General features: G+C 41.0%; 21 protein-coding genes and 1 pseudogene. 6 read left to right on the top strand and 16 right to left on the bottom strand.

Annotation, left to right across the window (positions count from 1 at the left end; translation table 11 throughout):
- Positions 1-20: 20 nt before the first annotated feature.
- Positions 21-926 carry a helix-turn-helix transcriptional regulator gene (locus ABJ225_RS13380; RefSeq protein WP_347320750.1) on the bottom strand — a complete coding sequence of 302 codons (906 nt, stop codon included), beginning with the start codon at positions 924-926 and terminating at the stop codon, positions 21-23.
- Between the two features lie 81 nt (positions 927-1,007).
- Between ABJ225_RS13380 and ABJ225_RS13375 the strand changes: the two genes are divergently transcribed.
- The 4 genes from ABJ225_RS13375 to ABJ225_RS13360 all read left to right on the top strand — a co-directional run bounded on the left by ABJ225_RS13375 (position 1,008) and on the right by ABJ225_RS13360 (position 3,060).
- Positions 1,008-1,451: a VOC family protein gene (locus ABJ225_RS13375; protein WP_318340807.1), complete on the top strand. Its 444-nt coding sequence runs from the start codon at positions 1,008-1,010 to the stop codon at positions 1,449-1,451.
- A gap of 121 nt (positions 1,452-1,572) precedes the next feature.
- On the top strand, positions 1,573-2,130 hold the full coding sequence (locus ABJ225_RS13370) for a DUF2239 family protein (RefSeq protein ID WP_318340806.1): 558 nt from the start codon (positions 1,573-1,575) through the stop codon (positions 2,128-2,130).
- Between the two features lie 21 nt (positions 2,131-2,151).
- Positions 2,152-2,694 carry a GNAT family N-acetyltransferase gene (locus ABJ225_RS13365; protein ID WP_347320749.1) on the top strand — a complete coding sequence of 181 codons (543 nt, stop codon included), beginning with the start codon at positions 2,152-2,154 and terminating at the stop codon, positions 2,692-2,694.
- 99 nt (positions 2,695-2,793) lie between these two features.
- Entirely contained in the window at positions 2,794-3,060 is a 267-nt protein-coding gene (locus ABJ225_RS13360; RefSeq protein WP_347320748.1) for a hypothetical protein, read from the top strand.
- A gap of 322 nt (positions 3,061-3,382) precedes the next feature.
- On the opposite strand, the gene ABJ225_RS13355 is transcribed toward ABJ225_RS13360, so the two are convergent.
- From ABJ225_RS13355 to ABJ225_RS13325, 7 genes and pseudogenes are all read right to left on the bottom strand, one after another.
- On the bottom strand, positions 3,383-4,609 hold the full coding sequence (locus ABJ225_RS13355) for a DUF819 family protein (RefSeq protein ID WP_347320747.1): 1,227 nt from the start codon (positions 4,607-4,609) through the stop codon (positions 3,383-3,385).
- Positions 4,610-4,760: 151 nt separating this feature from the next.
- Positions 4,761-5,213, bottom strand: a complete 453-nt coding sequence (locus ABJ225_RS13350) for a hypothetical protein (RefSeq protein ID WP_347320746.1) — start codon at positions 5,211-5,213, stop codon at positions 4,761-4,763.
- Between the two features lie 3 nt (positions 5,214-5,216).
- Positions 5,217-7,247, bottom strand: coding sequence for an AAA family ATPase (locus tag ABJ225_RS13345; RefSeq protein ID WP_347320745.1), 2,031 nt, complete (start codon positions 7,245-7,247; stop codon positions 5,217-5,219).
- Positions 7,244-7,414 (bottom strand): hypothetical protein, encoded by a 171-nt coding sequence (locus ABJ225_RS13340; protein ID WP_347320744.1) that lies wholly within the window; start codon positions 7,412-7,414, stop codon positions 7,244-7,246. The genes ABJ225_RS13345 and ABJ225_RS13340 overlap by 4 nt, the downstream gene beginning before the upstream one ends.
- Positions 7,411-9,441: a DEAD/DEAH box helicase family protein gene (locus tag ABJ225_RS13335; protein ID WP_347320743.1), complete on the bottom strand. Its 2,031-nt coding sequence runs from the start codon at positions 9,439-9,441 to the stop codon at positions 7,411-7,413. Before ABJ225_RS13335 ends, ABJ225_RS13340 begins: the two co-directional genes overlap by 4 nt.
- Positions 9,442-9,451: 10 nt before the next feature.
- Positions 9,452-13,129: a sigma factor-like helix-turn-helix DNA-binding protein gene (locus ABJ225_RS13330; RefSeq protein ID WP_347320742.1), complete on the bottom strand. Its 3,678-nt coding sequence runs from the start codon at positions 13,127-13,129 to the stop codon at positions 9,452-9,454.
- A gap of 306 nt (positions 13,130-13,435) precedes the next feature.
- A pseudogene (locus ABJ225_RS13325) lies at positions 13,436-13,911 on the bottom strand (DUF819 family protein); the annotation flags it as partial.
- Positions 13,912-14,155: 244 nt separating this feature from the next.
- Between ABJ225_RS13325 and ABJ225_RS13320 the strand changes: the two are divergent.
- Positions 14,156-14,896: a uracil-DNA glycosylase family protein gene (locus ABJ225_RS13320; protein WP_347320741.1), complete on the top strand. Its 741-nt coding sequence runs from the start codon at positions 14,156-14,158 to the stop codon at positions 14,894-14,896.
- Between the two features lie 15 nt (positions 14,897-14,911).
- Here ABJ225_RS13320 and ABJ225_RS13315 read toward each other — a convergent pair whose 3' ends face one another.
- The 8 genes from ABJ225_RS13315 to ABJ225_RS13280 form a co-directional block, all read right to left on the bottom strand.
- The gene (locus tag ABJ225_RS13315) at positions 14,912-16,192 is read right to left on the bottom strand and encodes a hypothetical protein (protein WP_347320740.1); all 1,281 of its coding nucleotides are present in this window, start codon (positions 16,190-16,192) and stop codon (positions 14,912-14,914) included.
- Positions 16,193-16,223: 31 nt separating this feature from the next.
- Positions 16,224-17,864, bottom strand: a complete 1,641-nt coding sequence (locus ABJ225_RS13310; protein ID WP_347320739.1) for a hypothetical protein — start codon at positions 17,862-17,864, stop codon at positions 16,224-16,226.
- 202 nt (positions 17,865-18,066) lie between these two features.
- The gene (locus ABJ225_RS13305) at positions 18,067-19,191 is read right to left on the bottom strand and encodes a DNA cytosine methyltransferase (RefSeq protein WP_347320738.1); all 1,125 of its coding nucleotides are present in this window, start codon (positions 19,189-19,191) and stop codon (positions 18,067-18,069) included.
- Positions 19,188-20,249, bottom strand: coding sequence for a DNA cytosine methyltransferase (locus tag ABJ225_RS13300; protein ID WP_347320736.1), 1,062 nt, complete (start codon positions 20,247-20,249; stop codon positions 19,188-19,190). Before ABJ225_RS13300 ends, ABJ225_RS13305 begins: the two co-directional genes overlap by 4 nt.
- 2,084 nt (positions 20,250-22,333) lie before the next feature.
- Positions 22,334-23,311 (bottom strand): HNH endonuclease domain-containing protein, encoded by a 978-nt coding sequence (locus ABJ225_RS13295; RefSeq protein ID WP_347320734.1) that lies wholly within the window; start codon positions 23,309-23,311, stop codon positions 22,334-22,336.
- A 19-nt stretch (positions 23,312-23,330) separates the two neighbouring features.
- Positions 23,331-23,654: a nucleoside triphosphate pyrophosphohydrolase gene (locus ABJ225_RS13290; RefSeq protein ID WP_347320733.1), complete on the bottom strand. Its 324-nt coding sequence runs from the start codon at positions 23,652-23,654 to the stop codon at positions 23,331-23,333.
- A gap of 39 nt (positions 23,655-23,693) precedes the next feature.
- Entirely contained in the window at positions 23,694-25,061 is a 1,368-nt protein-coding gene (locus tag ABJ225_RS13285) for a M20/M25/M40 family metallo-hydrolase (RefSeq protein ID WP_347320731.1), read from the bottom strand.
- Positions 25,062-25,119: 58 nt separating this feature from the next.
- Positions 25,120-26,151: a tetratricopeptide repeat protein gene (locus ABJ225_RS13280; RefSeq protein ID WP_347320729.1), complete on the bottom strand. Its 1,032-nt coding sequence runs from the start codon at positions 26,149-26,151 to the stop codon at positions 25,120-25,122.
- A gap of 339 nt (positions 26,152-26,490) precedes the next feature.
- Between ABJ225_RS13280 and ABJ225_RS13275 the strand changes: the two genes are divergently transcribed.
- On the top strand, positions 26,491-26,664 hold the full coding sequence (locus ABJ225_RS13275; RefSeq protein WP_347320727.1) for a hypothetical protein: 174 nt from the start codon (positions 26,491-26,493) through the stop codon (positions 26,662-26,664).
- The last annotated feature ends 209 nt before the right edge of the window (positions 26,665-26,873 follow it).

Genomic DNA, 26,873 nt, shown 5'->3' with positions numbered 1-26,873 from the left:
AAAAGGCTGCAACCTTAGCCTCATTGATACATCCTTAACGCTTCTTCTAAGAATTCTTTAAACTGTTCTACATACCTTTGGGGTTCCACAATCCTCACCTTATTGCCAAACCCGGCCAGAAACTGATAAGCAAAGTGATTCTCAGGCAGTTCCATCGTGGCTTCATACGTTCTTCCACCAGCGTGCACGACGGACTGCTTTCCAAACCGCTCAATGAATTGATCCCTGACACTAATATCGATTTCGGCTTTCACCATCATAGACATCATCGGTGGCTGCTCCATGTCATTTCCTTCAGGAGGTTGGGGACGTGGTGTAAACGAGCCCTTTATCTTGAGATCCGTCATCCTTGTCACCTTGAACGTCCGATGATCCTCACGCTCCATACTGTACCCGGCCACATACCATTTCATCTCATGGAGCTTCAAATGATAAGGCTCCACGGCTCGGCGGCTGATGGCCCCTTTCTGATCCACGTAATCAAATTCAATCAGCCAGTGGTTTTTAATGGCGTCCATCAGAGTGGATAATTCCTCATTCAATCCGCTCTGACCCACCCTATCAGAAAAGGTCATGAAGAGGGTGGGAGTAAGATCGATATGACTCATCCCCTTGATCTTCCCGATTGTTTGTTGAACCTCTTCATTCGATGACAGCTGACCGAATCCATCCAAGGCCACGACGATATGCTCAATGTCCTTGTGGGTCAACAACCGCTTATCAAATTTATATTCTCCCATCAATCCGTATCCGCCCTCCCGCCCGTGCATGGCATAGACCGGTATATTCGCATAGGTCAGGGTGTCCATATCGCGCTGGATCGTGCGCTTCGTGACCCCGAAAAGCCGGCTCAGCTCAGTGGCAGATACCCGCTCCCTCTGCAGAAGCAACATCACAATTGAAATCAATCGCTCAATTTTTTGCATAACGCCCTCCCAATGGCGACATATAGTTGTCACCTTTCCCTCATTATACTACCGGTAGACCCATAAAGGAGGCAACACACAATGAAATCCATCGTTTATCTTCAATTCAACGGCCAGGCACAGGAAGCACTCTCATTTTACGAAAAAGCCCTACAGGGAACGGTCCAACAAGTGACCTTCGGCGCGATTCCTCAAGAACCCCCGCTCCCGGCTGAAGAACAAACCATGATTATGGAGTCGCGACTCGACTTCTCTGGAAACACCATCATGATCTCCGACGTTCTTCCGTCCATGCAATCAGTCACGGGTCCCATCAATCCCGGAACCAATGTGATCATCAGCCTGATCGACGGCGATCCTGATCTGAACCAAACGTATTTCGACCATCTGTCTCAAGGAGGAACCATCCTCATGCCCCTCTCGTCCGTTCCCTGGTCATCAAGCTTCGGCATGGTGAAGGACCGCTTCGGCGTGATATGGAAATTCAACAGTGACGCAAGTACGTTTTTGAACCAGCTGGTTTGATCACCATCCCCCACTCCACTTCTAGTATCACAAGTGGGGTGTTTTTTTATTTTAACCCGGGTAATATTGACGACACCATTTTACCCGGGTATAATACACTGTAGTAAAGGAGTTGGAAAACATGACGAAAACGTATACCGCATTTTCAGGCGTCAAAAACGTTGCCCGTGGACCATTGGATCAAGTTGTCTCCACCATCAAAGATCAACTAGATAGCAACGATTGGCCCCAGGTCCTCATCTTTGACGATGCCACCGGCAGACAAATTGATGTTGATTATCACGGTCCGATCAATCCAAAGGCAGAATCAGGAGAACAAGCGGAAGCAGCCCAGCCACGACGGGTCGGCCGGCCGAAGCTCGGCGTCGTATCCGGCGAAGTGACCCTCCTCCCACGTCACTGGGAATGGCTCAAGAGTCAGCCCGGCGGCGCATCCGTCACCCTTCGGAAGCTCGTCGAAGACGCCCGACGCGGAGGAGCCCAGCAGGCCAAAGCATCCCAGGAAGCCACCTACCACTTCATGACCTCCATGGCCGGGAACTTCCCTCATTACGAAGAAGCGCTGCGCGAGCTCTATGCAGGAAATCAGTCGGCGTTTCACCAGCATATAGAGGACTGGGCCGTTGATGTGAAGAAGTATATGAAGGAGCTCTCCAGTACAGCATTCACTGAGGAGTGATTCACATTTGGAGGTACTCATATGAACAGACCCTTCACCCTGGACTGCGGCAACATCCTGTTAAGAGAATTTCAACCATCGCACGCAGATGCCATCTACCACTTGACGTCCCAGCCGGAGATCTATGAATTTCTGCCCGACTGGCGTTCCACAAGAGAGCAGCGCCTGGACTGGCTCACGAATTACGAAGTCCCCGATAACGAGGCATTCCTCTCCTCCCTCCCCACCATCGGTAACGGGTGGCTCAAGCTAGGAATCATTGAAAAAGAGAACGGTGCCTTCATCGGCTTCTGCAATACAGGGATCAAGGAGGAACTCCCCGAACCCAACAGGGAAATTGCCTTTGCCATCTCCAAGCACCACCGGAATAAAGGCTACACGACTACGGCCGTAAAAGGACTCATCGCCTTCCTGGTTGAACAGACCGATGTGAAGCAGGTGAATGCGGTGGTCCTGCCCCGGAATCATGCTTCGAGAAGGGTCATTGAGAAAAGTGGCTTCAGGTTTTGTGGGAACGTGGAGATTGATGGCGAGGTGCATGGTCACTATACAGTGGCTACTTGATATAGCAGGTAACCCCTAATCAAAATAATGAAAGCAAAGGGTTGGAGGAAAATGAATAAGGGTGTTAGTGCCATACTTACGTTAATTGCGGTTTGCATAATGGCTTTTATTGCACTCAACCTACTTGATGAAAAGACGGTGAAACTGGAATCCAGCCTTGAACTGGTTTCAAACGAAGATGGGATCCAAACATATGAGTTCATGGTTAAACCCATTGAAAAGGGTGACCACACGATCCAGTTCGGTTTGATACAGGATATCGGGTATGCCTTTGGTGCAGTCGATGATAACGGGAAGGAATCCTATCCTGAAAACACCATTAAGGCCGAGATCCCGAATCGAGAAAAGGTGAGACCATCACCTTAACGCAACAGGATGAACTGATCTATCCCATCAGTATTGATACCAATCAGTTAGATCCTGGAGTGTACGACTTGAATGTATCCTTTTCAGGAGCTGAAAACGTTGAAGTCAGTGACCAGACTATCAGCATTGAAATTGACTAACACTAAGCAGAGACGAGCTAGTAGTCTGTAACTAGTAGACCCCCTCCTTTATAGAAGGGGTTTTCCTATGCAAACTAAGAAGCAAGCTACCGATTGGGTAGCTTGCTTCTTATCTTTCTATTAACACTCATAAAGACTCTCTCCACATGTATTCTAGTGGATCGTTCTAGTATCAGTAGCCATCACACAAACCCAGCAAACCACAATCCTAACGTCGTCCCAACATAATTCCCGATGATATACCCAAGCGTACCGACCACGAGGATCGGCCCGATCAAATCCTTCCATCCCTTCGCAATGGCCATGGCGGCAGCCGTCGTCGGGCCTCCGACGTTGGCATTGCTGGCTAAGAGGATTTCTTCAAGGTCATATTTCAATAGCTTCCCTGCACCGAGTGAGATGCCCAAGTTGATGATGACGATGATGAGCACGAACACAAGGAGCAGTGGTGCATTCTGAATGATCAACGGAATGGAAGCCGGTATGCCGATCACGACAAAGAACAGGTAAATGAGGAACGTCCCGATCTCCTGGCTGCCGTTGATCGATTCGAAGTACTTCGGAAACAGGGCCAGTGCCAGGAAGGTCAATGTCGTGAGCATGAGGTACTTATCCCCGAACAGCCCGTTCATGAGATTCAGGAAGAAGGACGCATCGTCACCGGACGGGATGAGTCCGGCAAATAGTTCGGCGATCTTGAATGACACCACCACAAGCAGGAAGGCGGTCCCGACCGACAGGGCTATATCCTTGAGGGACATTTCCTTCCGCGACCAGAATCCTTCGGCAAGCGTCTTGCCGTCTTCCTTCATGCCCCCGTTCTCCACCTTTTCCACATGGGGCGCACGGAATCGTTTCCTGAAGAAGCCCATGGTCGGGATCGTCATCAGCACGATGAAGTAGATGGCCATCATCAGATTATCCGCCACCACCGCAGACGACACCATCTCTCCCGGCGGTGCGAACTTCGCGGCCATGGCGGCAAAGTTCACCCCTCCCCCGACATACGAGGCACTGAGCATCGCACCGAGCTTATCAAGGTAGGGAATGTGATCCTTCAATAAGAAGAAACTGATGATCGTCCCCGCCACCGTCCCGACGGAACTGATCAAGAACAGAATGAGCAGCCGCCCGCTTTCCTTCCACACCTTCTTGAAGTTCACATGGAAGAGCAGCAGCGGAATCGCAAGGGGAATGATGAAGGTCCACACGGCATCATACACCGGTGACTCAGTCGGGATCACCCCCGTATTCGATAGAATGATAGCACCCACCAGGGCAATGATGGCTCCCGATATCTTCGCCGCCCAGCTATAGCGCTGTTCGAGGAAGATGCTGACGGAAGCCCATACGACGATGATCCCCCACAGGGTTATGTAATCGTCTGGTTGAATGAGAGCTTGGTTCATGGGGTTGCCTCCCTTGGTTGATTTTTGTACATATATATATCATATCGTACCTATAAAAAGTTAAAAATTCAAAATTTTATTATATAAAGGGAAAAATGTTGCGCACAAAAAAGACCTCTACCTTGAAGGTAGAGGTCGCTCTTTAAAAGACTTAAAAAGGTACTGCTACAGCATCCTCATAAATATAGCTCAACACATCAATCTCATATTCCTTATAGGTAGGATCCAATTTATGACCGTCCCAATGGATATTGAAAACATCCTCAACAAGAATGTCCATTCCGCCCTCTGCATATGCTTCAAGCTTCTTTCTAGCCTTCAATCGAAAATCTGTGTCTTCAAAGGACTCAATATTCCGTCCAATTTCCATGTCGCTAAGAATAATCGAATAAGCCGCTGCTTTCTGCTTGGTGTTCAAATAGTTAGTACGGAACTCTCTTCCATGACGAGAGAATTGCACATCCCGATTTCGTTTAAAGCCCAAACTTGCACAGATAAGGAAAAGCTCTTGATACTTTATTTCATATTCCTCTCTGAAGAGAACATAGATTGATTCGTACTTTTCACTTGTATATAGTAGTGCCTGATCCATTAAGAAATCCATGATTTACCCCCTTGTCGCCATTGCTTCAGTAGTCTCGATCTTAACAATATTCGTGTGGCCGCTTGATAGTTGATCAAGCTTGTACCATTTTCCTAGTTTCCCTGTGGCTTTAAATCTCATCTCTTCTGTGCGGGACAACTCCGTATCGGTCAGCAGGAGAATCCATTGAGAGGTTAGGTTAGGAATATGATCGATCAGATGATCACGGTTATTTCCGCTGATTCGTCCAAAGGGAGTATCCATAAACAATGGGAAGTTAATGTCGCTGGATCCACCAGCAGCAACCTTAGCCAGAGCCGTAATAAACGACAGGGCCACCACTTGCCGTTGACCTTGCGAGATATCCTGGGTAATATCGACGCCATCCCATCCCTTTACCTTTATCTCATATTTTTCATTCACGTCGATCGTGCTGACCAGTTCTTTGTCTTTGTGATCAATTAACGATTTAAAAATCGTAGTGGTTTCTGCTGTAAGTTTTTTACGCATCTCATCGCTATAATCCTTGAACACATTTGCGAAATGCTGGGTCAGATCTTCAATGTACTGAAGCACTTTTGAATCAATGCGTAAGCTTTCATTTTCACGCATCAGTTTTGAGAATTCCTTCTCTTTGGATGCCAGCACTTTTTCATTTTGCACATTCTCTTTTTTCAGGCTATCGATTTCGACACCTAGTTCATGAAGCATCATTTTTTTGGACTTTAATGTTGCTTCGAGATGTTTCAGATTTTCCTGCTCCTGCGCCTTGTCGGCAATCTCTTCTTCAAACCGTTGCAGCTGCTTATCAATCTCTACGATTCCCTGTTTAATTTCTCTGTAGTCTGCCAGTTTTGCATTCATACTGGTCTTCACATCTTCTTCTTCCAGGGAGAAATCATGAATACTTGATGAAATCATCGAGATCAACGGTGTGAGTTCGGAACGCTTATAATTATGTTTGAGCTGTTCAATATGCTTAAGATTTTCCATATGGACACTCAAATCATTCTGACAGCAAGCACATGTTTGGTCACGTAGGGACTTCTCAATGACTTCGATTGGAATAAGATCCTTCTGATCCACAAGGATTTGATCCAAATAATTTTTTACAGACAGGTAATCGTCTTTCATGACGAGGTTATAGCTGTCCGTCGTCAGCACACCACGAATGTCATCTTTTATCCGGGTGGCCAATCGATTTTGAATGGCCTTCTTCTCTGTCGTAGCAGCGAGCTTTTCTTGAATTAAACGAACGCCCTCATTTTCAGCAAGTCTGCTCTCAATATCCTCGATTTCATTAGCACAAGCGACTGAATTGCTGTTTTTTAAGATGATTTTCTCTTCATTGTTTTCAATCCTTGTTTTGAGTTCATCGATTTCGTTTTGCTTTCGGTTTAAGTCCAGGCTTTGAGAACCTTCAAGTACCCTTCTTTTCTCTGACTGCTGTAGCTTCTTCAGGATGCTAATCGCATTCTCCAGTTTGTCAATCTTGAGCAGTTTGACGATCCCTTTTTTCACTTCATCTCGTACACGTGCATCACTTTTGGCGAGTGTCTCAATCTTCTCTGCATCAAAGAGGAAGAAATCTTTAATCCCCTCATCCAAAATGCCGTTCATCAGTCTTGAAATTTCGCTGACATCTGTCAAAGACTCTGCCCCGTAGTTGCCTACCTCGTCGGTGACATTCAGCGTAACCTCTTGAACTCGCTCTTCAATCGCATTGCCGCCCGTTTTCAATCCCATAATTGTCCGTTGAAGCTCATACTTTTTACCCTCGTACTCGAAAACCACCCTTACCTTCGCTTCAACAGGCATATTCATATTTTCTTCCAAGGCCAGAAAATTGACCAAGTGAATCGTTTCCTTCGGATTGTCCTGCTGAATATGAGTACTGCCATACAGCCCGAACATAAGAGCACGGAAAATCCCCGTTTTCCCTTTTCCGTTCTCCCCAAAGATAATGGTTATATTTTGATCGTCATGAGAGAATTCAATCGTTTGATGACCATAGTATTGTCTGAAGTTTGTCATTGAGATTTCTAAAAGCTTCATTCCTCTTCCTCCATTATGATTTCACGGATTTCATCACGGATCAACGATTCAATTTGAGTGTTCGATTTCACTCCTGATTCCAGTTCCCCCATTATCAACTTTGCTAAATACGAAAGTTCTTCCGGGAATTCTTCAAACTTTTTCTGTAGGTCTTCATTAATCTTCATTGGTCTACCTCCATCTTTTTGAACTCGTTATATACTTCCCACGGCAGCTTGTCCATGAGGTATTCCAGGGAGTGCGGTCTGAGTTCAGATCCGACTGTTTCCCTTGCATTGAAGTTGTTAATGGCATAGCGTGAGAACTCCGCAAATCGCGGAAGCTCCTTCGCCGCAATTGATTTAAACATCTGATCGCTAGTGTTCGCTGGCAACACGACATAGTCATATATCTCCGCCAAATTCTTGTTTGGATACTTCCGCAGAATACGCCCCCTTCTCTGCACAAATTCCCGAGGATTGGACGTACTTGCCAGGAAGTAGGCGGTCTTCGTGCTCGGAACATCCACCCCCTCATCAAGGCATTTGATCGCAACTAGAACCTGAATGGTTCCATTGTCAAAGGCATCAAGAATTTTCTTCCGTTCCTCTAATGGCACCTGCGAGTCAAAGCGATGCACCCTGTATCCTAGGCGGGACAAATTACTCGTGATGATCTCTACTTCGCCAGGAGCACAATAAACGAGGGTGTGCGAAACCTCTTCTCTTACTTTTTGATCAAAGGTTCTGAAGAGTACCTGTTTCTTATCATCTGCTTTACTGATAATGAGGCTTCTCTTCCGGTTTACCTCGCTGATCTCTTCTTTGTTTGCTTTCTTATCACTTAAGAGATGAATCAGTCTCTTCGTCAATTTTTCATATCGGCCAATCTCATCTTCAGTTAAATCAACCACTACCGGATGATAGATGTACTCGGTCAGTGCACCATTTTGAATAGCCATTTTCATATCGTACTCATAAACAGTCGGCCCAAAGAAGTCTTCTATGTACTTCGTCCCCTCTTCATCCCACCAGCGATCCGGTGTAGCTGAGAGACCAATTTTCGCCTCCAAACTCCCCATTTTATTTTCTCTCAGGCTCCTGACTCCAAAGTAATGGCACTCGTCGGCAATGAGAAAGCTTTTGCCCCTGACCCGTTCCATAAAATGATTAAACTCATCAGAGGATGCCGTCCTGTAGGTAGTAATCACCACTTGCTTCTTCACCAGTCCCAAGTTAAAATCCCGCACATCGGCCTGAAGCTTATTCATCCATTTTTTCTTCGTCCCAAAACAATACGTAAATTGTTCGTATCCAGCCTCTTGACAATTTTCTTCCCACTGACCTATAAGGTGGGTGAAAGGAACAATTATTACGAGAAAGATACGCCCTTTTTCTTTAAAAAATTCGTTTGAAATAAGCAGACTCGTTATGGTCTTTCCCGTTCCGGTGGCCATCTCCAATATTCCGTGCCAGTTATTGCTTATTACAGCATCAATCGCTTCCTGCTGGTATGGGCGCGGTTTTAGAACAGCCTTGGGTGCTGCCATGACGCCTCCCTCCTTCTTATAGCTAAGAATCTCATCTTTTACGATATTGGGAATATCGATAACGGATAACCCGTTCGTTTGATTGGCCCATAGATTACTAAAGTCATTCTGCATATCTTCAATCCGTTCCAGATCATTCTCACGCCAAAACACATCAATCTTCTCGAAATTATTCTTCATACCGCCGACCGTTTCATTGGCAGAACCCGAAAAGGCCACTCTGTTTCCATCTTCGTCATAAAAGAGACCGAACTTCTCATGATACAGGCTGTCATTCTGAGTAAAGGCGATTTTCATTTCTAACTTTCCCTGATAAATCAGCCAGGCGAGCGTATTCAGCGAGTCTTCCCTAATAGAAGTCTCACATAATTCAAACTCACGTAAAATGGATTGGGATATGACATCCGACTTGGCCTTGTAACCAAACCGAATGGCTTCAACATCTTCCCGCGTCAAGTACGGGTTGGCAATCATTCGAATCATGCCGTCTTTTGCAAGAAATTCCTCCAGGCCATTTGAAATAAGACCCAGACTTCCACTAGTGAAATACCCGACCGCTCTGTCATATTGCACAGATTTCTCCAAACATTTCTCATAAAAGTCAGCATGAATGGAATCGGCATCCGAACGATACTTAAACTTTAAATCCACTTCTTTTAGCGACATGGCATCCTCCCTACACTAATGAAACAATACCGATTTCATCAACATTCACAGAATTTTGTACATTCCTCAGTTCATGAGGCAGAACTTTACCAGAAGGACTATCCTGCTCTCTCACTATCCCCTTCTCCGAAAGGAAATCATAGACACTCCGCTCGTGCATATTTCCGGAGTACTCATTTTTCAGCACGCGGTAGACCAGTTGTTCAAACGTTTTAATGTCACTTTCCTGCTTGACCAAAAGGATTTTATCATAGCGGTAGTCATTCATTATCTTGGTAATTTGACGGTAGCCATGTTCAACAAGGATACTCTTCATTAAAAACGGATTCCATCTTAACCCGATATCCGGCAGCTTACGCTTATAGCCTTTGAGCTTATGAAGAGAAATATATTCCTTACCGCTAGTTTCATTATCGATATACTGTACTACTGCTTTTGCCTCTTCATCAGTGACTTGAAGCTGCTCACTCGGGTACAAAACGCCCAAATCAATTTCAATATAGAGCCGTTGTGTCATGAGATTAAATAAAATGTTATTCGGCGTAATCCCTTTGTATCCAGCTTGTTTTAGCTCGTCCATCAACTGCTTACGAGTAACCTGACCGTTGAATTTTTGCAACAGATAATCTTCAATACTTTTACATTTAGAGTCTTGTACATACATGAAGTTGTTCTGTGTCTTTACTTCAGGCAATAGGATTCTGATAATCGATGCCAATTTCCCTGTGTCGTCTATTTCATTCTCCTGGATCACAGTAGCAAGTGCGGGATTAAATTTCATATCCGTGAGCAAATCCCCAACAAATGCATACCCACCGTTTTGCCTTATCTTGCTGTAGGTAAGGTCGATCATCATCTGCTTCACAGCATTTGTTAAACCCAGGCGCTCAAAGGTGATCACTTTGCTGTTCCCCCACCCAAGAATCTTTTTCGACTGAGAAACGGTCAAATCCAGTTTATACTGTTGCCAAAGAAGACGTTCCTTCAGATCTGATTTGTCACATAGTCCCCCAAGCTCATTAATCAACTGTATAAGAGCGGTCTCAGCATCAAGCTTTTCTGCATCAGGCCGATAGATATTCAACGTGTTCCCTTTGCCTATGTCGTATTGGTCCTGCAGGAAGTACTTAATAATTGAATACAAATGGAGCTTCGTCATGACGCCTCTTGCTTCTAATTTCTCTTGAAAATGATTGTAAACCTGTTCAACATTAACAACGTCTGTTCCCTTGAAACGTTGATTCAAATACGTTTCAACCTCTTTCAACAAATCCATATCAAACGTGTCTTGATTAAACCATTGGAACGTATTACTGTCTACGAGGATAATATTTTCACAATCTCTCAGCCTTGCATCTAGACTTCGTACGCTTGAAGGAAGTTCAAAGTTGAGATGTTTTATACTCAAGGACTGTAAATACCGGTGCCCCTTTTCATCTATTAACACTGATCCACCAATATAGGTGCTGAATAATAACTCTAATGCGTCAACGATCGAGAGTCGTTTTCTTGAATATACATCTCCATTAGCAGTGTATCCACTCGCAACCAGAAGCTTCTCAATCAAATACGTTTCAGGCTGGTCAATCTCCAAGAATTCTAATACCTCTTCTAGCAAATCCTCATACTCATTGAGGAAGAATGTCGTCGGTAAGTCATTCATAAACCCTTCTACCGTTTCAAAATCAATCGTTTTGCCTGCTTTATAGAAAAAAGCATCTAATTTGTCGAAATAGACAAAAGCACTTTCTTGCTCTTTTAGGATCTCCACGAGATAGCGGCTCTCTTCCCCGACTAAGCTGAGTAATTCATCTGCAGAGATATAGGATGGGGAAGATCCCAGCAGCTGAGTGACTTCGAAGAAAAAATACTGACGAAGGAGAGTCATCACTCGAACAATCGCCTTCTTGGCGATCTGCCTTACTCTCTCCCTTGTCACACCAAAATGTTCACCCGTCTCTTCAAGCGTCAGTTTCTGACCATAGCGGTAAACAAGGACTTCATACTCATTTCCTTTCAGCGACTCTCTGATCACTCTGTCCATATCCTCAGGTGTCACGCTTTTATCAATCCTGTACACCAAATCTAAAAGAGTTTCCAATGGCAGAAATTCCTGTACTTCTTCTCTGGTTTTGCCGTTCAACTCCTGAAGAGAGAGATTGCTTTCCAACGTGACGTCCATTCCAAAAGAAGTGATCAGCATGTTCACCCTGAAATCTTTAAGGAGAGAATACAAATGCAACGTATCTAATTCAAAAACATCCGGAATTCCCTGTCCCCAGTTGTTGGCCGTTAGAACGTCAACGATTTGCTCCACTTTCCGCTTTCCAACCTTTGCTCGCCTCGAGAACTCATTAAGGTGCCGCTCGGTCACTTCACTTATCTTTTGCAACCCTTTCTCTTCACAAAACTCCACAAAAAACGCAAGCTTGGTGTTTCTGAACAACCCTGCAATGTCCGGACCGTAGCTCATTCCATTTAACGGGGCTTCAGTTTCTGTACCAAGACCATACTCCGCCACTTTTTCTCTTATTTGCTCATACCTTCCCATTCCGACACCCTTTACGGTGGAGAATTCATCTAGCAGTTCAGCCGTTAGATCGTGTATAGCAGATAAACCTTTTAGGGTACAGAACTGCCTAAACATCGTGTACTTATTTTCAGCGAAAGCAACCGAAATCAGGGATTGATCGATTTCCCCATGTTGTTCACTTGATAGATTGTTAAACCGTTCGTACAAATCAATTAACTTTTTGTACCCCACGCTGTTAGCTCTGGAAAACGCTGTTAGCTCCGCATGACCAAATTGACCTAAGATCTCAATTGAGTGAACGGAACAGAAGGACCGGAACAGCTTAAAACGATTCTCATGAAACACATCTTCAATCCGCAGTGATCCTTTAGACAGGTCTTTCTTATCAATCCTATACCCTTCCAATTGAGGGTATTTCGCTTTTAACTCCGTCATCGAAAGAAGAAATAGCTCTTGAATAGCGTCCTTCACTTTTCCTGGTTGGGGCACTACTTGGACAATGGAATCAGTAAGGTGACTTAGGTAATGCACCCCTTGTTCTTCGCAGATTCGTATGAAATCTGAGTACGAATCATCCTGGAGGGCGACTGACACCGGTGTTACAGCAAATAGTTCTACTTTTGATAAGACAGAGTCATCGTGATCACCAACCGATTCTCCGCTTTCTTCTACTTCTCTCTCTATACTATGTAAGGACTCTACCACTCTAAATCCTGCCCGCTCAAGATCATACTGAAGCGCAACAAGATCGACACTCGCATTTAAACACTTGAACCCTTCCAATGGAACCAGATGAAAGAACACATCACTCTCAATGCGAAAGCGATTCAACAATCCGGATAACCCATACTGGCCAAATTCAATAGACTTATATTGGTCATGGTCTACTTGAGATACGATCCAACCCGTCGGTTCCATCTGGTACCCTGGTAAAAGACTAGTAGGCTTTTCAGTATAAAAACGAAAACCCCTTAATAATAATTCATCCCGTATATTCATAAACAGCGCTCTGTCCTGCACGTAGAGCGTTCGCAGAAAGTTCAACGATATCTTATCGTCTGCATACTCACTATTCTTTAAGAGCAGCTGCACATTTTCACTATGTATTGCCTCTATATCTCTAATGACTTCTGGAATTCTAATAAACCCTTCCATAACGACCCTCCAACTAAACTGGTTCTTACACCCATTTTACTACAACGACGATCATGGATCTATCGACATAGGCAAAATGATGGTTCAATTGGTTCTAGTTTACAGGGGACCCTTGGTGAAATTTCGAGAAGGTACTGGGACAAGCAGACCTTTCTTACCTACGCAAAAACCCAGAGCCTTTTAACTCCGGGTAGTAAACATTTATGTTCCTATTATGTTGTAAGAGGGTGAGGGGTTCACGCATTAACCTTTCATTAGATAAAGGGTTTGAAACCTTCCCCTTCTTAAAAACTCTGATCATCAACCCTACATAAACCCAGCAAACCACAACCCAAGCGTCGTCCCAACATAATTCCCGATAATATACCCCAGCGTACCGACCATGAGGATCGGTCCAATCAAATCCTTCCATCCCTTCGCAATGGCCATGGCGGCAGCCGTCGTTGGGCCTCCGACGTTGGCGTTGGCGAGGAGGATCTCTTCAAGGTCATACTTCAATAGCTTCCCTGCACTGAGTGAAATGCCCAGGTTGAGGATGACGATGATCAGCACGAATACAAGGAGTAGCGATGCATTCTGAATAAATCAACGGAATCGAAGCTGGTATACCGATCACGACAAAGAATAGGTAAACGAGGAACGTTCCGATTCCCTGGCTGCCGTTGATCGCGTCGAAGAAGTTCGGCGATCTTGAATGACACCACGACAAGCAGGAAGGCGGTTCCGACCGACAGGGCTATATCCTTGAGGGACATTTCCTTCCGTGACCAGAATCCTTCGGCAAGGGTCTAGTCGTCTTAATGCCCCAGGTTTCCACCTTTTCCGCGTCCTCACAGGGTTATGTAATCATCTGGTTGAATGAGGTCTTGGTTTACGGAGTAGCAATTTGATCTTCTCTCATTTAAATTTATTAAGAAAACTCCGGCAGAAACCCAATTAAAGTTGTGACTAATTGTAGAATGAAATTACTTTTCCAAATAGTGTATTATATAATAGATTTAGAATTATCTCTCAGGAGGAATAATAATGTCTATTGCTACCTATTCTAAGTTCACCGACTATAAAGTTAAAATTCAATCATTAACTTTACCAATAGAAGATTTTATACTTGATGAAGCATTCCTTCTTAAAAAAGATCCTAAGAAGAAACTAGAGATTTTCTACGCTCCCTTTGAGTATCTCAATGTCAAGGCTAAAGTTGTTATCTTAGGAATTACTCCAGGTTCCCAACAAATGGAAAATTCTTACGAAGTGGTATGGAATTTGAGAGAAACAAACTTTACGGATAAAAGGATTCTCCATGAAGTCAAAAAAATTTCAAACCTTGAAGGGGCAACGAGAAAGAACCTTATTTCAATGCTTGATGAACTCAATCTCCCTAGGTATTTGGGCATTACTTCCACTAGTGAGTTATTCTGTTCACACAACCATTTGCTTCATACCACTTCCGTTCTTCCATATCCGGTTTTTCATAACGGGAAAAACTATAGTGGATCTACACCCAACCTCGTGAGCACAGATTTACTACGTACATATATTACACAATCTTTTCATAGAGAATTAGATCATTTAAATAGTCCACTAATAATTCCTTTAGGTGTAAACGTTTCAGAAGCCCTAAGCTTTCTTTCAGATCAAAAATTAATTGATACAAAACATATTTTAGACGGTTTCCCTCATCCTTCTGGGAGGAATATACACCGGCATCAACAATTTGCAAAAAATAAAAAGAGTATGGTGGAAAAGTTGGTAGCCTATTTCAAGTGAAAATAAATAGGATTTTTAATTTATGTAACTTGACATAATGATTTTTACGTTACAATATTGTTCTTTTATACTAAAATCTTTCTCATTATCATTAAATAGAGGGTTTAGTTGAAAATGATTTACATAATTCCCTTGATCGGAATTTTCTTTATACGTTGGTAGTAATAAAATATTATAAGTATTAACTATGTCAATACCGTTAAAATTTTTTTCATAATGCTTCAATAGAAAATAATAAGATATTTGCTTATAATTTAACTCTTTTATTTCGTTAAAATACTTCCCATCAAAAATATATCTTACATTCCCTTCCAATAAATAGTAATCAGGTTCAAATCGCCTACCTTTCTTCCCTGCAATATCCGGATAAAAGACCCTTTTATTAAAAGGTTTTTGCACAGGGTTTTTATCGCCTGAGAATTCAATATAACCATGTTCGTTTATTCTTTTAAAGTAATTTTGAAGATATGAGCCCACCATTGCTTCCCAGATTAATTCGAAATTTTGTGTTTTAATTAATATCAAATTTTTTCCTGTATTTTCTTTTTGGAAAAACTTAATAAGACTATTTATTAGTTTCACATGTATATCTTTAAATATTGATTGCTTTATTTCTCTTAAATGCCTAATGATTAGTTTATTATTATTCCAATTTATTTCTTTAAAATCTAAATTTGTTCGCTTAATATCAATGAATACTGAAAGAAATTCTGCTGTTGAATCAATAATGTAAGCCATGCATTTACTAATAAAGGCGTGTTCATTTAATTTTTTTTTGATTACCATAGGCATGTAAATTAAGTTATTGCTGGTTAGAATCATAGGGGACTTTAATATTGTTTGCTTCCAGTTTATATTTCCTGAGTAACCTGATACTTTAATATCTCGTTCGTTAGTATACAAACCGTATTTCAAATAATAATTGTAAACTTCAAAAAAAGATTGAAATGGGTAATTATAGTTTATTTCACCCTCCATTCCTATACTTTGTATAGATCTTTGATTTGCACTTTTTTTAATAACATTAAATAAAAGCTTTAAATCCTTATTTAAAAAGACCTTGTCACTCTCCTTTACTGGTTGAAGTTCCTGCAAAACGCGAGGAGAAAAGTAATGCTTTGGGAAGCTTATTAGGCATTTATCTTCCTTCAGGATAAACCCAACAAACTTTGATATATAAGTATTACCAGGTTTAAGCCCAATATCTCCTATTTGAAACTCCTCTTTAAAAAGCTTATATAATTCTTTAGGGAGAAGACTACCCTCTTGAATGATAAACCATTTACTTTTTAACAATTAATGTATACCTCCCCCTCATTGATTAGCCTTAAATATCTAAAAATTGAGATGAGAAAAAGTTTTCCTTTTTTTCAGCCATGCTATACAATTTACTAAAACTTGAAGCTTCTTCAACGAATAGATTTTGAGGTGAATAAGAAGCTCCTTTTACATCATGCCATAGATATTGCAATAATTTACCTTTTATTTGATTGTAATTATACTCTTCTAATTGTTTTATTATGTTTTCGTCTGATTCACCAGTATTTAATTTAAATTTAATAAAGAATTGCCCTATTTGTTTATCTTCGCTTAACCCTAATCCACCGTGTTCTTCGCTTTTAACAATATAGGCATTTAATTTAGATATTAAGGTTATCCAAGAGAACTCTAGTAATTCTTCATTAAGCTTTAATGAAAATTTAAAATCATTTAAACTCCCGATTATCCTCTCCGTTGAGACATATTCAAACTCAAACCGTCGCTTAAATGCTGTATCCATTACATAGACATTTTGGTCACTAGTGTTAACCGTTCCCAAAATAAATATATTTTCCGGCAAGTAGATTTTATCATCACTTCGGTCTCTCCCAAAAATTGATTCTGCAATAAGCGCATTATCCACCCTATATTCACTAACACCCTGTTCATCTCTATCTAGTAATTGAAATAAATCGCCAAATACTCCTGCTACATTTGCTCGGCTCATTTCTTCTAATATCAAAAATACTGGTTCTTTACTGCTTCTAATCCTGAAAGCTTTATCTAAAGCTTTGGTGAAAACCTGAGGGGAAAATTCATATTCTATAATTGATGAACTACTTTCTTCATCTAGTTTCACTACTGGCATAACTTGACCTACAAAATCATTGTACCCATATTCAGGGTGTAAAGTAGTACGAAATACATTAGGATATGCATTCTTGTCATTATAGTCTGCAATTCCGTGTTCTCTGATGAATTCTTTTATACCAAAAGATTTCCCTGTGCCTGGCGCCCCAAAATAAATTCTATTAATCCCAGGTTGTTCTAGGTATTGTGGGGTATGATAATCAATGATTGAATCTCGTACTGTTTCTTCTACAAGTTTTTTTTCAGTTTTTTCAAATTGATGATCGTGAATCCATTCTGAATTTTGCAAGTAAAAAAAGATAAACTCCTTTCTAAATGCACATACATATTCATTTTTTGTTTTTGCAATTGCAAATCCATTTGTTATCGCCTCTGCTATTGTTTCTGCTTGAATTTGCTTTGAAACTGGTTTATCACTCTCTTTTTGAGATGGCTTCAACTTCCATGCACAATAAATTGGTTCTGACAACTCTTCAGTTTTGTAAATACCTAATAATATTCCTTTAACATTATCCTTATTAGCAATTTCGTATGCATCATTCAAGTAAGAAGGTTTTTGTTGTATACGAAACTCGGATGGATATTTATCTGCTCTTCCACCAGGTGTTACTCCTTTTAAGCAAACAACCATTTTACTGGGATTGCCACTGTTTACGTTTGATGTCTCTATCGAATATATATATTTTTTTATCTCTTCTACTTTACTATTATTATGTAATTGATTCATTGCATCTTCCAAAAAGTAGATAAGACTACTTTCAACAATCTGATAATAAGAGATTTCTACAGATTTCCTTTGTAATTCTCCAGTTTCTAACACCCATGTATATTCTGCCAAAGTACTTCCTCCTAGTTGTCACAAAATATTCAACCACTTTTTTTCTCAATATGATAATTTTACCACAAACAAAGTTTTTATAGGACCGGTAATTTTCGATTAGTATTTTAATATATTTTCATTTTGATTGATTAGATATTTAAAACTTTAGTTATTCCTAAAAGTTACTTCCCAAAATCAATGTATAAAAAAAGCAACCCTCTCATACCGGGTTGCTACCTAAAACATGATCTATAGTCAATTGTTCATTTTGACCTCTTCTATACTTGAAATCTTCATCTGAAAAGTATTGTCTCTTAATTTCTTCTGCTATTACTTTTACTAATAATGGGGGAACAGCATTACCAATCTGCCTCCACTTAGTTTTCATATCCCCAATGATTTCATAATCATCATCAAAAGTTTGTATCCTTTTAATTTCAGATATTCTTAAGAATCTATTCTTCCAGTGAAAAGGTCCCATGTTGTTGGAGAAGCTAGCCTGTATAGTCCATGATGGCCTATCGGGAGACAGTTTCAAGAGAAAAGACCAATATCTCGATCTCCACTTAAAAATTGGATTCGGATATCCTCTCTCTTCTGTAAAGTATAAATAGTTTTCACCTGGAGGAACTTCTTTTAATAAATCCTTATGTTTTGAACCTGCTTGCATCTTTTCATCTTCTGGTAAATCAAAATCTAAGTCGCTAAGTACTTCGCCACAAGTTACCCATGGTTTTTTATTTTTATCTTTAATAGAATCGTACTTCTCAGGAATATAATGAGACGCTTCTGGAAAAACAAACTTTGATCCCACATCTTTTTTTACACCGATACAAATAAATCTTTCTCTAGTTTGAGGGACTCCGTACTCCGCAGTGTTAAGGATTTTCCAAGAAATTGTGTACCCCAATTCTTCTGATTTTCCCACCAAATAATTAAATGCTGCTTGATGTGGTTTAAATATAAAGCCATGTACATTTTCAAAAAAGAAGACCCTAGGATTTAATTCTTCAATACCTCGAAAATATTCATATAGTGTAAAAGAATTTTCGTCTTCTAGGGCTCTCTTTTTATCTTTTCTGTAGAATCTTGATTTTGAATATGCAGGACATGGAGGTCCACCAACATACAAATCCACTTTATCAATATTTAACTTTGCAAATAGCCCCTTAAAATCTACTTCCCTTATATCCTTACATTCTACAATTTCTCCAATTTCATTATGTTCAAGTGTATCGCATGCTTCTTTAAAAAAATCAGTAGAATATAATATATCGTATCCAGCTTTCTTAAAGCCAAGATCTATCCCTCCACCCCCAGAAAACACACTTACAACATTTGTCATTTTACTAAACTCTCCTTAAGAAAATTGATCATGGCTTTTGCCATAAGTGGGGGAACAGCATTACCAATTTGTTTTTGGATTGATCTTCTACTTCCATAAAACAAATAATCTTTGGGAAAAGTTTGTATAGCAGAAATTTCAGGAACTCTCAATCTTCTGGAATTCCAGTGGAAGGGTCCAACCCAAGGGCCTGGTTGAGCAGTAATTGTCCAGGATGGCTTCTCTGGATGCAGTTTCAATAAAAAATTCCAAAACCGTTTATCAGCAACGAATTTAGGGTTAGGGTAACCTGCCCATGCGGTTAGAGCTTTATAGTTCATTCCTGGAGGTACTTCTCTTAATTCTTCATGATAAGTTCCTCCACTAGTTAATTCCTGCTCTTCAAAATACTCTTCCTCGTCATATTCACTCATTACTTCTCCTACATTAACATAACTTGGAAGGTTTTCACTGTTTGCTATATCAGCAGGAAAATGAGTCTTTACAGGTTCTTCTGTTTTAAATGTACCTTTTGTTCCTATAAGAAATAGACGTCTTCTCTTTTGCGGAACTCCATAATCTAATGCATTTGCTCTTACAACTTTAGTTTCAAAACCCTCAGATGATGCAATTTCTAAAAATGAATCTACAATCACTCTATTAGTTGGATGCAACAAACTTTCTACATTTTCAAATACAAAACCATCTGGCTTTGTATCTATTAGGACTCTAAGATATTCGTTTACTAATAGCGCTCTAGGATCATCAATGCCTTTTCTTACTTTATTAGTGACCCAATAACCATTTTTTGAAAATGGTTGGCAAGGAGCCCCTCCAATTAAAATAAATTTCCCTTTGAATTTTTCTCCCAGAGAATCTTTTATTTCATCGCTAGATATGTTAAATAAATCTCCATGAACTTTTTTAGTATATTTAAAAATATCATTCAATTTAAGTGTTTCAACACAATCTTTTTCAATATCAACACTAAACACTACCGGTACATTTGCCATATGGCTCCCTATATCAAACCCACCAGCACCCGAAAAAAGACTGATTGCTCTTAATTCTTGTGTCATTTTCCAAACTCCTTTACTCCTATAGACTAATATAATATTACCAAACATTAGCTCCCATTAAAAGCAAAGAGTTCTTTCAAAATTTAGTAATACCTACATGTATGTATTTATTTATCCATTATTATTCTACTCATATCCCTCATTTTTTTCAATGCCCTTATATTTACATCCATTAGAAGATGTTTATCAATATTCGATCACTAAGTGCCTTTCGATAATAGTTCATTGACCATTCTTTAAACCAACGGGAGCCATTAGCAATCTGGGAGACCACCAATTTCCGTTCAGAAGTCAAAGTGAAGACTCCCCTTTCAGACAACTTAGGATGTATGAACAAAATGCAATACCATTTTCTTTAATACCTAGTCCTCCTTTGATGCCATTTAATCTAGCCCCACAATAATTTACATTGAATCCACACCTCAGCAGACTTTTTCTGGATTTCCGGATCTGTTTTACTTCCCATAATTAAAATATTTTAAAATTCAGGGAGGTTGTTGTCTAAAATATCTTAATGAATCGGGTATAATTCCTTATTAACCTTTGTTAATTTTATTTTCAAAAATTATCAATACTTTCTATTTACTTGAGGTCTATAAGAAATCATATCATTCGGAAGAGCCATTTATGAGGTTACAGAGAAACAAAATATGGATTCATAATAAAGAAATAATTATCAAGAGTCCAAGTAACTGTCAGCTATTTATCGAGGAGGTATCCGGGGATTTACCCCCGAAGGTTATCGTTTATTGAGAGGTGACCCAGCTTTATTCAGGAGATATTATTTCAGATATTCACTTAAAGCGCACATTTTTTACATTATGGTATATACCGGACCCGGTCACTGCTTATCCTTCAATATTATGATCTTTAAACATTGATTAAATCATAATAAAAACCATAATTATTTGAGGGGGAATATTTGATTTGATTTCTTCTTCTAAATCAAGTTGTTCTTCAATGGTCTTATCTATTATGCATCACCTTATTTTAGACATATGATATACGATTCGTTTTTTAACTAAATCTTACACTTTACAGTTTTATAAATCATCATATAAAATTTAAAAATTCATATATTCCCATTATATAGAAATGCAAAAGCCACTTTCCTTATCTAATGCAAATGATGATTGTTTTAAAATTATATATTTATTAGTTCATAATGTAATTTAAATCATTCATACTTATCATTATATATGTACCTATCATTAAGAAGGGAGATGTGCTTTGCCTAAGATCCCGCTCTTGGAGAAAGCAGGTCTGAGCAAAACTGTGATTAGTAAAATTAAAAAACAATGAGTGCTAACTCTTTTACACTTTACTCTGTAACCAGCGCAATGAAAATCAGTATAGATTGACTAAATCAAGACATAGACATTGCTCTATCCATTCATATAGAGACCTAATGAAGCAATCCCATTTTCCATGGAGGTCATCAATCATCTTCAGGAAACCACAATGGACTAAGATGATGGTAATACAAAATAAGAAGAACCTTATCTATGAATTCATCGGGTTCATATGAGAACTGTTGTATGGAGAGAACTATGTCACGAATAACGATTCAAAACTTCCGTCTTCCGGGGGAAAGGATTGAAGAGAGTCATGTGGGATGCGAAGAAAGGAAGCTGCAGGAGTTGAACTGCAGCTTTCTTTCTTTTCATATCTTAAGTCTTTAAACCTTCAACTTTTTCATAATCCCCGCCACCAAAGGCGTAAACACTTCCCCTGGCAAAACTCTCCCCGTCTGCGTGATCATCGACGAAGAACATGCATTCTTTCACCAGAGAGGGGAAGGCGAATTGACGACCTGTTCTGCTGTCCGCATCTTTCCGAAGACCACGTCTCCGACATCTTCCAATAATGAGGTAACTATTTTGCTATGGCTCCCGCTCAAAGGGCGAGTACTTGATCACCTTCTTTCGGTAATCTCCCTAGAGAATTTCGATAAATGAGTGGATAAAGGCTATGCTTGCGCTATAAAGTTCTATATTGGACGGGTGCAACCTCCAAGTAGTGTTGAAGACTTTCTGCTTCTTTATAATCTGTTTACCTGCTTATCCGGCAAGCGAATTAATGCTTTACAGCCCCCACAAAACATCATAACCATTTTTAATTGAATAATCATACATCCTTTCTAGCTTTTTCTCATTATAATTACCCATCTGTCTTACCAATAATGGATCCGTTGCCAACGCCTCATTCCGGGAAACAATAGTAAACAAGTAATCCTTCCTAGGCAACTTATCACTCTTTGATGTATTGCACGTGTTACACGCCAAAACCAAATTCCAAATCTGATCCGACTGCACAAACGACCAAGGGATAAAATGATCGACATGTGTTTCTCGCTTCTGTCCGGTCAACTTCTTACCGCAATAAAAGCACTTTGCTTCGAAGTGGGATAATAGTATCTTCTCGTAAGGCCGCAAGGATCCCCTTTTCGCAATACTTTCCACTTTCTCCAACAGATGATTGATATGAGGAACTTCGTTCAGTTTCTCGATCATGGCTGCCATGTGATAATTGGTCAATTGGACGATCAGCCTCTGGTAGTTCATCATGAACACATGGACTGCCGGGCTGAATCGTAACCGTTCTGTCCGGTGATCAAATGCATAGAAGGTAGCACCCGTGTCCCCATATAGGGCCCCAAAGACGTTTTCTTTCATGGTGGTTTTGACTTTGTTGATCAGACTAATCTGTAGGGAATCGGGGATCTTGTCAAAAACCATTTGTGGTGGAATGGAATGACGCGCCTGTTCCTCTTTCATGATCGTGACCACCCTGGCTGTCTTCCCCCGATTTTGATAAATTAGATTATGTTGGGCGATAAGGTTCCAATATACCTTAGTGAACGTGTATGCCAGTTGATCATAGGTCAGTTCCAGATCTTCGTTGACCTGGTATAGATTTTCGATCAACGCCTTCATAAGGGCATATTTATAGGTTGATGATTTAACAGACTTTGAAGAGAGGACGATGGTGAACGTCCTCCAGATTTCTTCATCCGTCAGATAGTCTGCCCGCAATTCTCCGACTTTCAATTTATGACTCATTTCATTCAATCCTTTTGGTTTATTCCTTTACATCCATCAGGAAGATCCGTTCCTGGAATCCTCCCCGTGCCTGCTTCTTTTGGAGTCGTATGCTTTCGATTTCTTCCATGGAAGATCCGTGTGTTTTGGCGATGGCATGTAATACTTCGAGGATGTCAGCCAGTTCTTCTTTTGCTTCTTCATTTGTTGTGGCATTCATATATTCATCGACTTCTTCCAAGCACTTCGACTTCAACTCTTTTATATACTCCTCATTCGACAGGATCGTCGTTGAGACCTCTTTCCCTTTTGCTTCGATGATTTCAGGTATCTTGTCACGTACCAGTTTATTGTATGTTGGCAATTCATTTACCTCCTCATTCCTTAATCCTTTCATCGGCGTTTACAGAGCTTCCCTTAAGATATTTGGCCTATTGATTTGTCTGATGATCTGCCTGAGTTGTCTTCCACTCTGGAGGATTGTTTTCAGGAGTTGAACCGTACTGTAGCAAGCGTTCACATCCAATGACTCCTCTTCCGTATGCTCATCCCGATATCCCACAGAAAGATTTACACTCTGAATTCCATGAGAAGCCCATATCCTTGTATCACTGCTTCCTCCTTGTACCGTTTTCCAACCATCCAGTCCCCCTCCGGAAGCAAGGCTTTCCAAGAAGTATCCGTATGTCGGGTCACAGAATGGGATGGTTCCACCGCAGGAAGTGACGATATCGTCTGTACCACGTCTGTCGACGACGAAGGCAGCATCCGTACCCCATAGGAAATGGTCGCTGACTTCCCTTGCTCCAAGGAGTCCGCACTCTTCCTGGATTGTAAAGATGAACTTGACCTTTCCACTGAAGCAGGAAGTTTGGTGCAGTATATTGGCAAGCTCAAGTAGGATGGCAACACCTGCCCTGTCATCGGCTCCGAGGATGCCTCTGCTGCTCGACCAGATGGGGCCGTCTTTAAGGATGTTCCGCCCCAGTTCGATTGGTTCCACTGTATCGAGATGTGCATTCAGAAGGATGGTGGGGCCATTGCCGTTTCGATAGGTTCGCTCTGCCAGGATGTTCCCTGCGTGATCAACAGTGAGATGATCGACAAGCGGGCTCAGTTCTTCCATGACATATACTCTTACTTCACTTTCGTTCCCGCTATCTCCTGGGATTTCGAGTAAATGCTCGAGTCTGTGCTGGAAGAATGTTTCCTGGATGTGAGCCGGTCCTTTCTTCAGCAAATCTGAATCCAGGATGGCAAGCCGCTCTGCCACATCCAGTAGCGTATTGCGCTCCCGACATTCTAGTTTAAGTTCCCCGCTTCGATGAGATGGTCGGACTCGGTCGAATCCTACAATAGATAGTATTGCTTCATCTTTCTCAGTCAGTCGTTGTGCCACCACGAGCGACCTCCTCATTCCATGTCCGTCACATGACGTGATGGTTTTGAAGCCCAGTCGGTTTAACTGCCTGACAACCCCAGCGACGTATATGTCCAGATCTGCTATCCTTGAATTACGATATGCAAGACCTTCCCCAATTCCTCGTCTTTTGAACTTGATGGCTTCAATGAGTAACTCCTCTTCCACGGCAGGTCCAAAAATCATCAGCCGATCACCAAGGAAGGTATAATCCACCCCGACCGATTTGAGACTGTTTTGTAAAAACATCCTGTTTTCATCCGTTTCCTGTGCAAAATCAAACGTCCCATCTGCCAACTCGACCACTAACCAACCATGTCTAATGAATAACTGATTCCACGTTTTCGTCATCCAATCATCTCCCTTATGTTTGTAAAGTCATTATCGCAAAAGGGCGATGACACCCCTGTCATCGAAGGAGGAAAACGTCATCGGAGCGATGAAGGATCATGTACGGGAATGGCCCGGCATAATAGTAGGCTGTCTCACCACCTACATTTCGATTGGGAAGTACATCTGCAAGGCCGATCTCTGCAAACTTTCTTCGCAGGCGCCCGACTGCCTGGATATAAGTATTGCGCGGTACTTCCCCACTGGCGTCTGAAGCTGTGAAGAGATCGAAGAAGGACTGCCGGGGAAGAGGGTTCTCATCACAACTCTTCAAAAGAAAGTGACGGATGATTTCTGCCTGATTTCCTGCGAGAGAAGTCATCCTACTATTCCATGTCAGGGTAACTGTCCGATCAGTGAAGTCCAGAATAAGGGTATTTAAATCATCCTTGTATGCTTCACAGGCGTCTTTTCCGATATAGTCTTCCCCCTCCTCCGTTACCTTGCAGTACTCATGACCGACCAGATATTCTTCGGTGCCGGCAATCATGGGATAATACGGTGACATTTCATAAGGAAGGGGGAGTTCATCACCTTTCTCCAAGGATTTCAGTGAATCTTGTGCTTGCTGAGCAAGGAAAAGTCCGCAATTCACCAGGAAAAGATGTGCATTATACATCTGTTGCTCATTTAGTTGGAAGATCTTGTTCACTTGCTCTTTTTCGTATTTTACTGCCTGTTCAAAATGCAGTAGGGCAACAGAGTGACTCCCTTTTTTATATGACAAAAAACCAAGACGGTAATGGGCAATAGGTAGTTTATGATCATACTTCAAGGCTTCCTGTAAACATTTTTTTGCATTCCGATCATCTTTTTGGTGTACGGTTTTGAGATACGTACCATGTGTCACTAGATGATACACAAGTTGTCCTTTTATATGGAACAGACTGGACCGGTATTCTGATTCCCGATCACTGCTTATCCTTCTATAGAGTGTTTTATATAGATCGATCAATTCATAATAAGAGCCATGATCACTAATCTGGATATTTGTTTTGATTTCTTCTTCTAAATCAAGAAGTTCTTCTATGGTTTTATCTCTAAGCCTCACTTAACCCACCCCTTCAGACATATGACATACGATTCATCTTTTAACTAAATTTTACACTTTACAGACTTAGAAATCATCATGTACAATTTAAAAAAATCACTACATTACCATTATATTGAAATTTAATCATCGATTACTTTCCTTACCTATCGCAACGTGATGACTACTTCAATTAAGTTTTTATACTTTGTTAACCAGCGCTATGGGAATCAGCATAGACCAGTTGAATCAAGACATTGCCCGATCCATCCATGAAGAGACCAATGAATCTACATAATTGCAAGCAATCCATTATCACGGAGGTGATCAATCATCGTCAAAAAACCACAATGGACCAAGATGATGGTAATCCAGAGTAAGAAGACCCTCACCTATGAACTCATCGGCTTCAAAGACGAACAATCGTATGGAGAGATCTATGTCACCAATGACGATTCGAAGACCTCCATCTTCCGGGGGACCGGATTGAAGCAGGTCATTCGGGATGCGAAGAAAGGAAGCTGCAGGCGTTGAGCTGCAGCTTCCTTTTTTATTTCCTATGCGTAATCCTAGGTATCCAATGCACCATTCCTTTATCCATGAACCAATTGTTTAACGAATTCATTCACAACGTATGCGGCTTATGATACGCTTATCTTATCGGTATTTCCAAATTAATCCTATTAGATATTGAAAGAGAGGCTAATCCACATGCAAAACGCCCCAAGGTTTAGACCGGAGTA

The sequence above is a fragment of the Rossellomorea sp. RS05 genome (assembly GCF_039822645.1).
GTDB lineage: Bacteria > Bacillota > Bacilli > Bacillales > Bacillaceae_B > Rossellomorea > Rossellomorea marisflavi_B.
The sequence above is the reverse complement of the archived record's forward strand: the minus strand, read 5'-3'. Positions and strand labels throughout refer to the sequence as shown.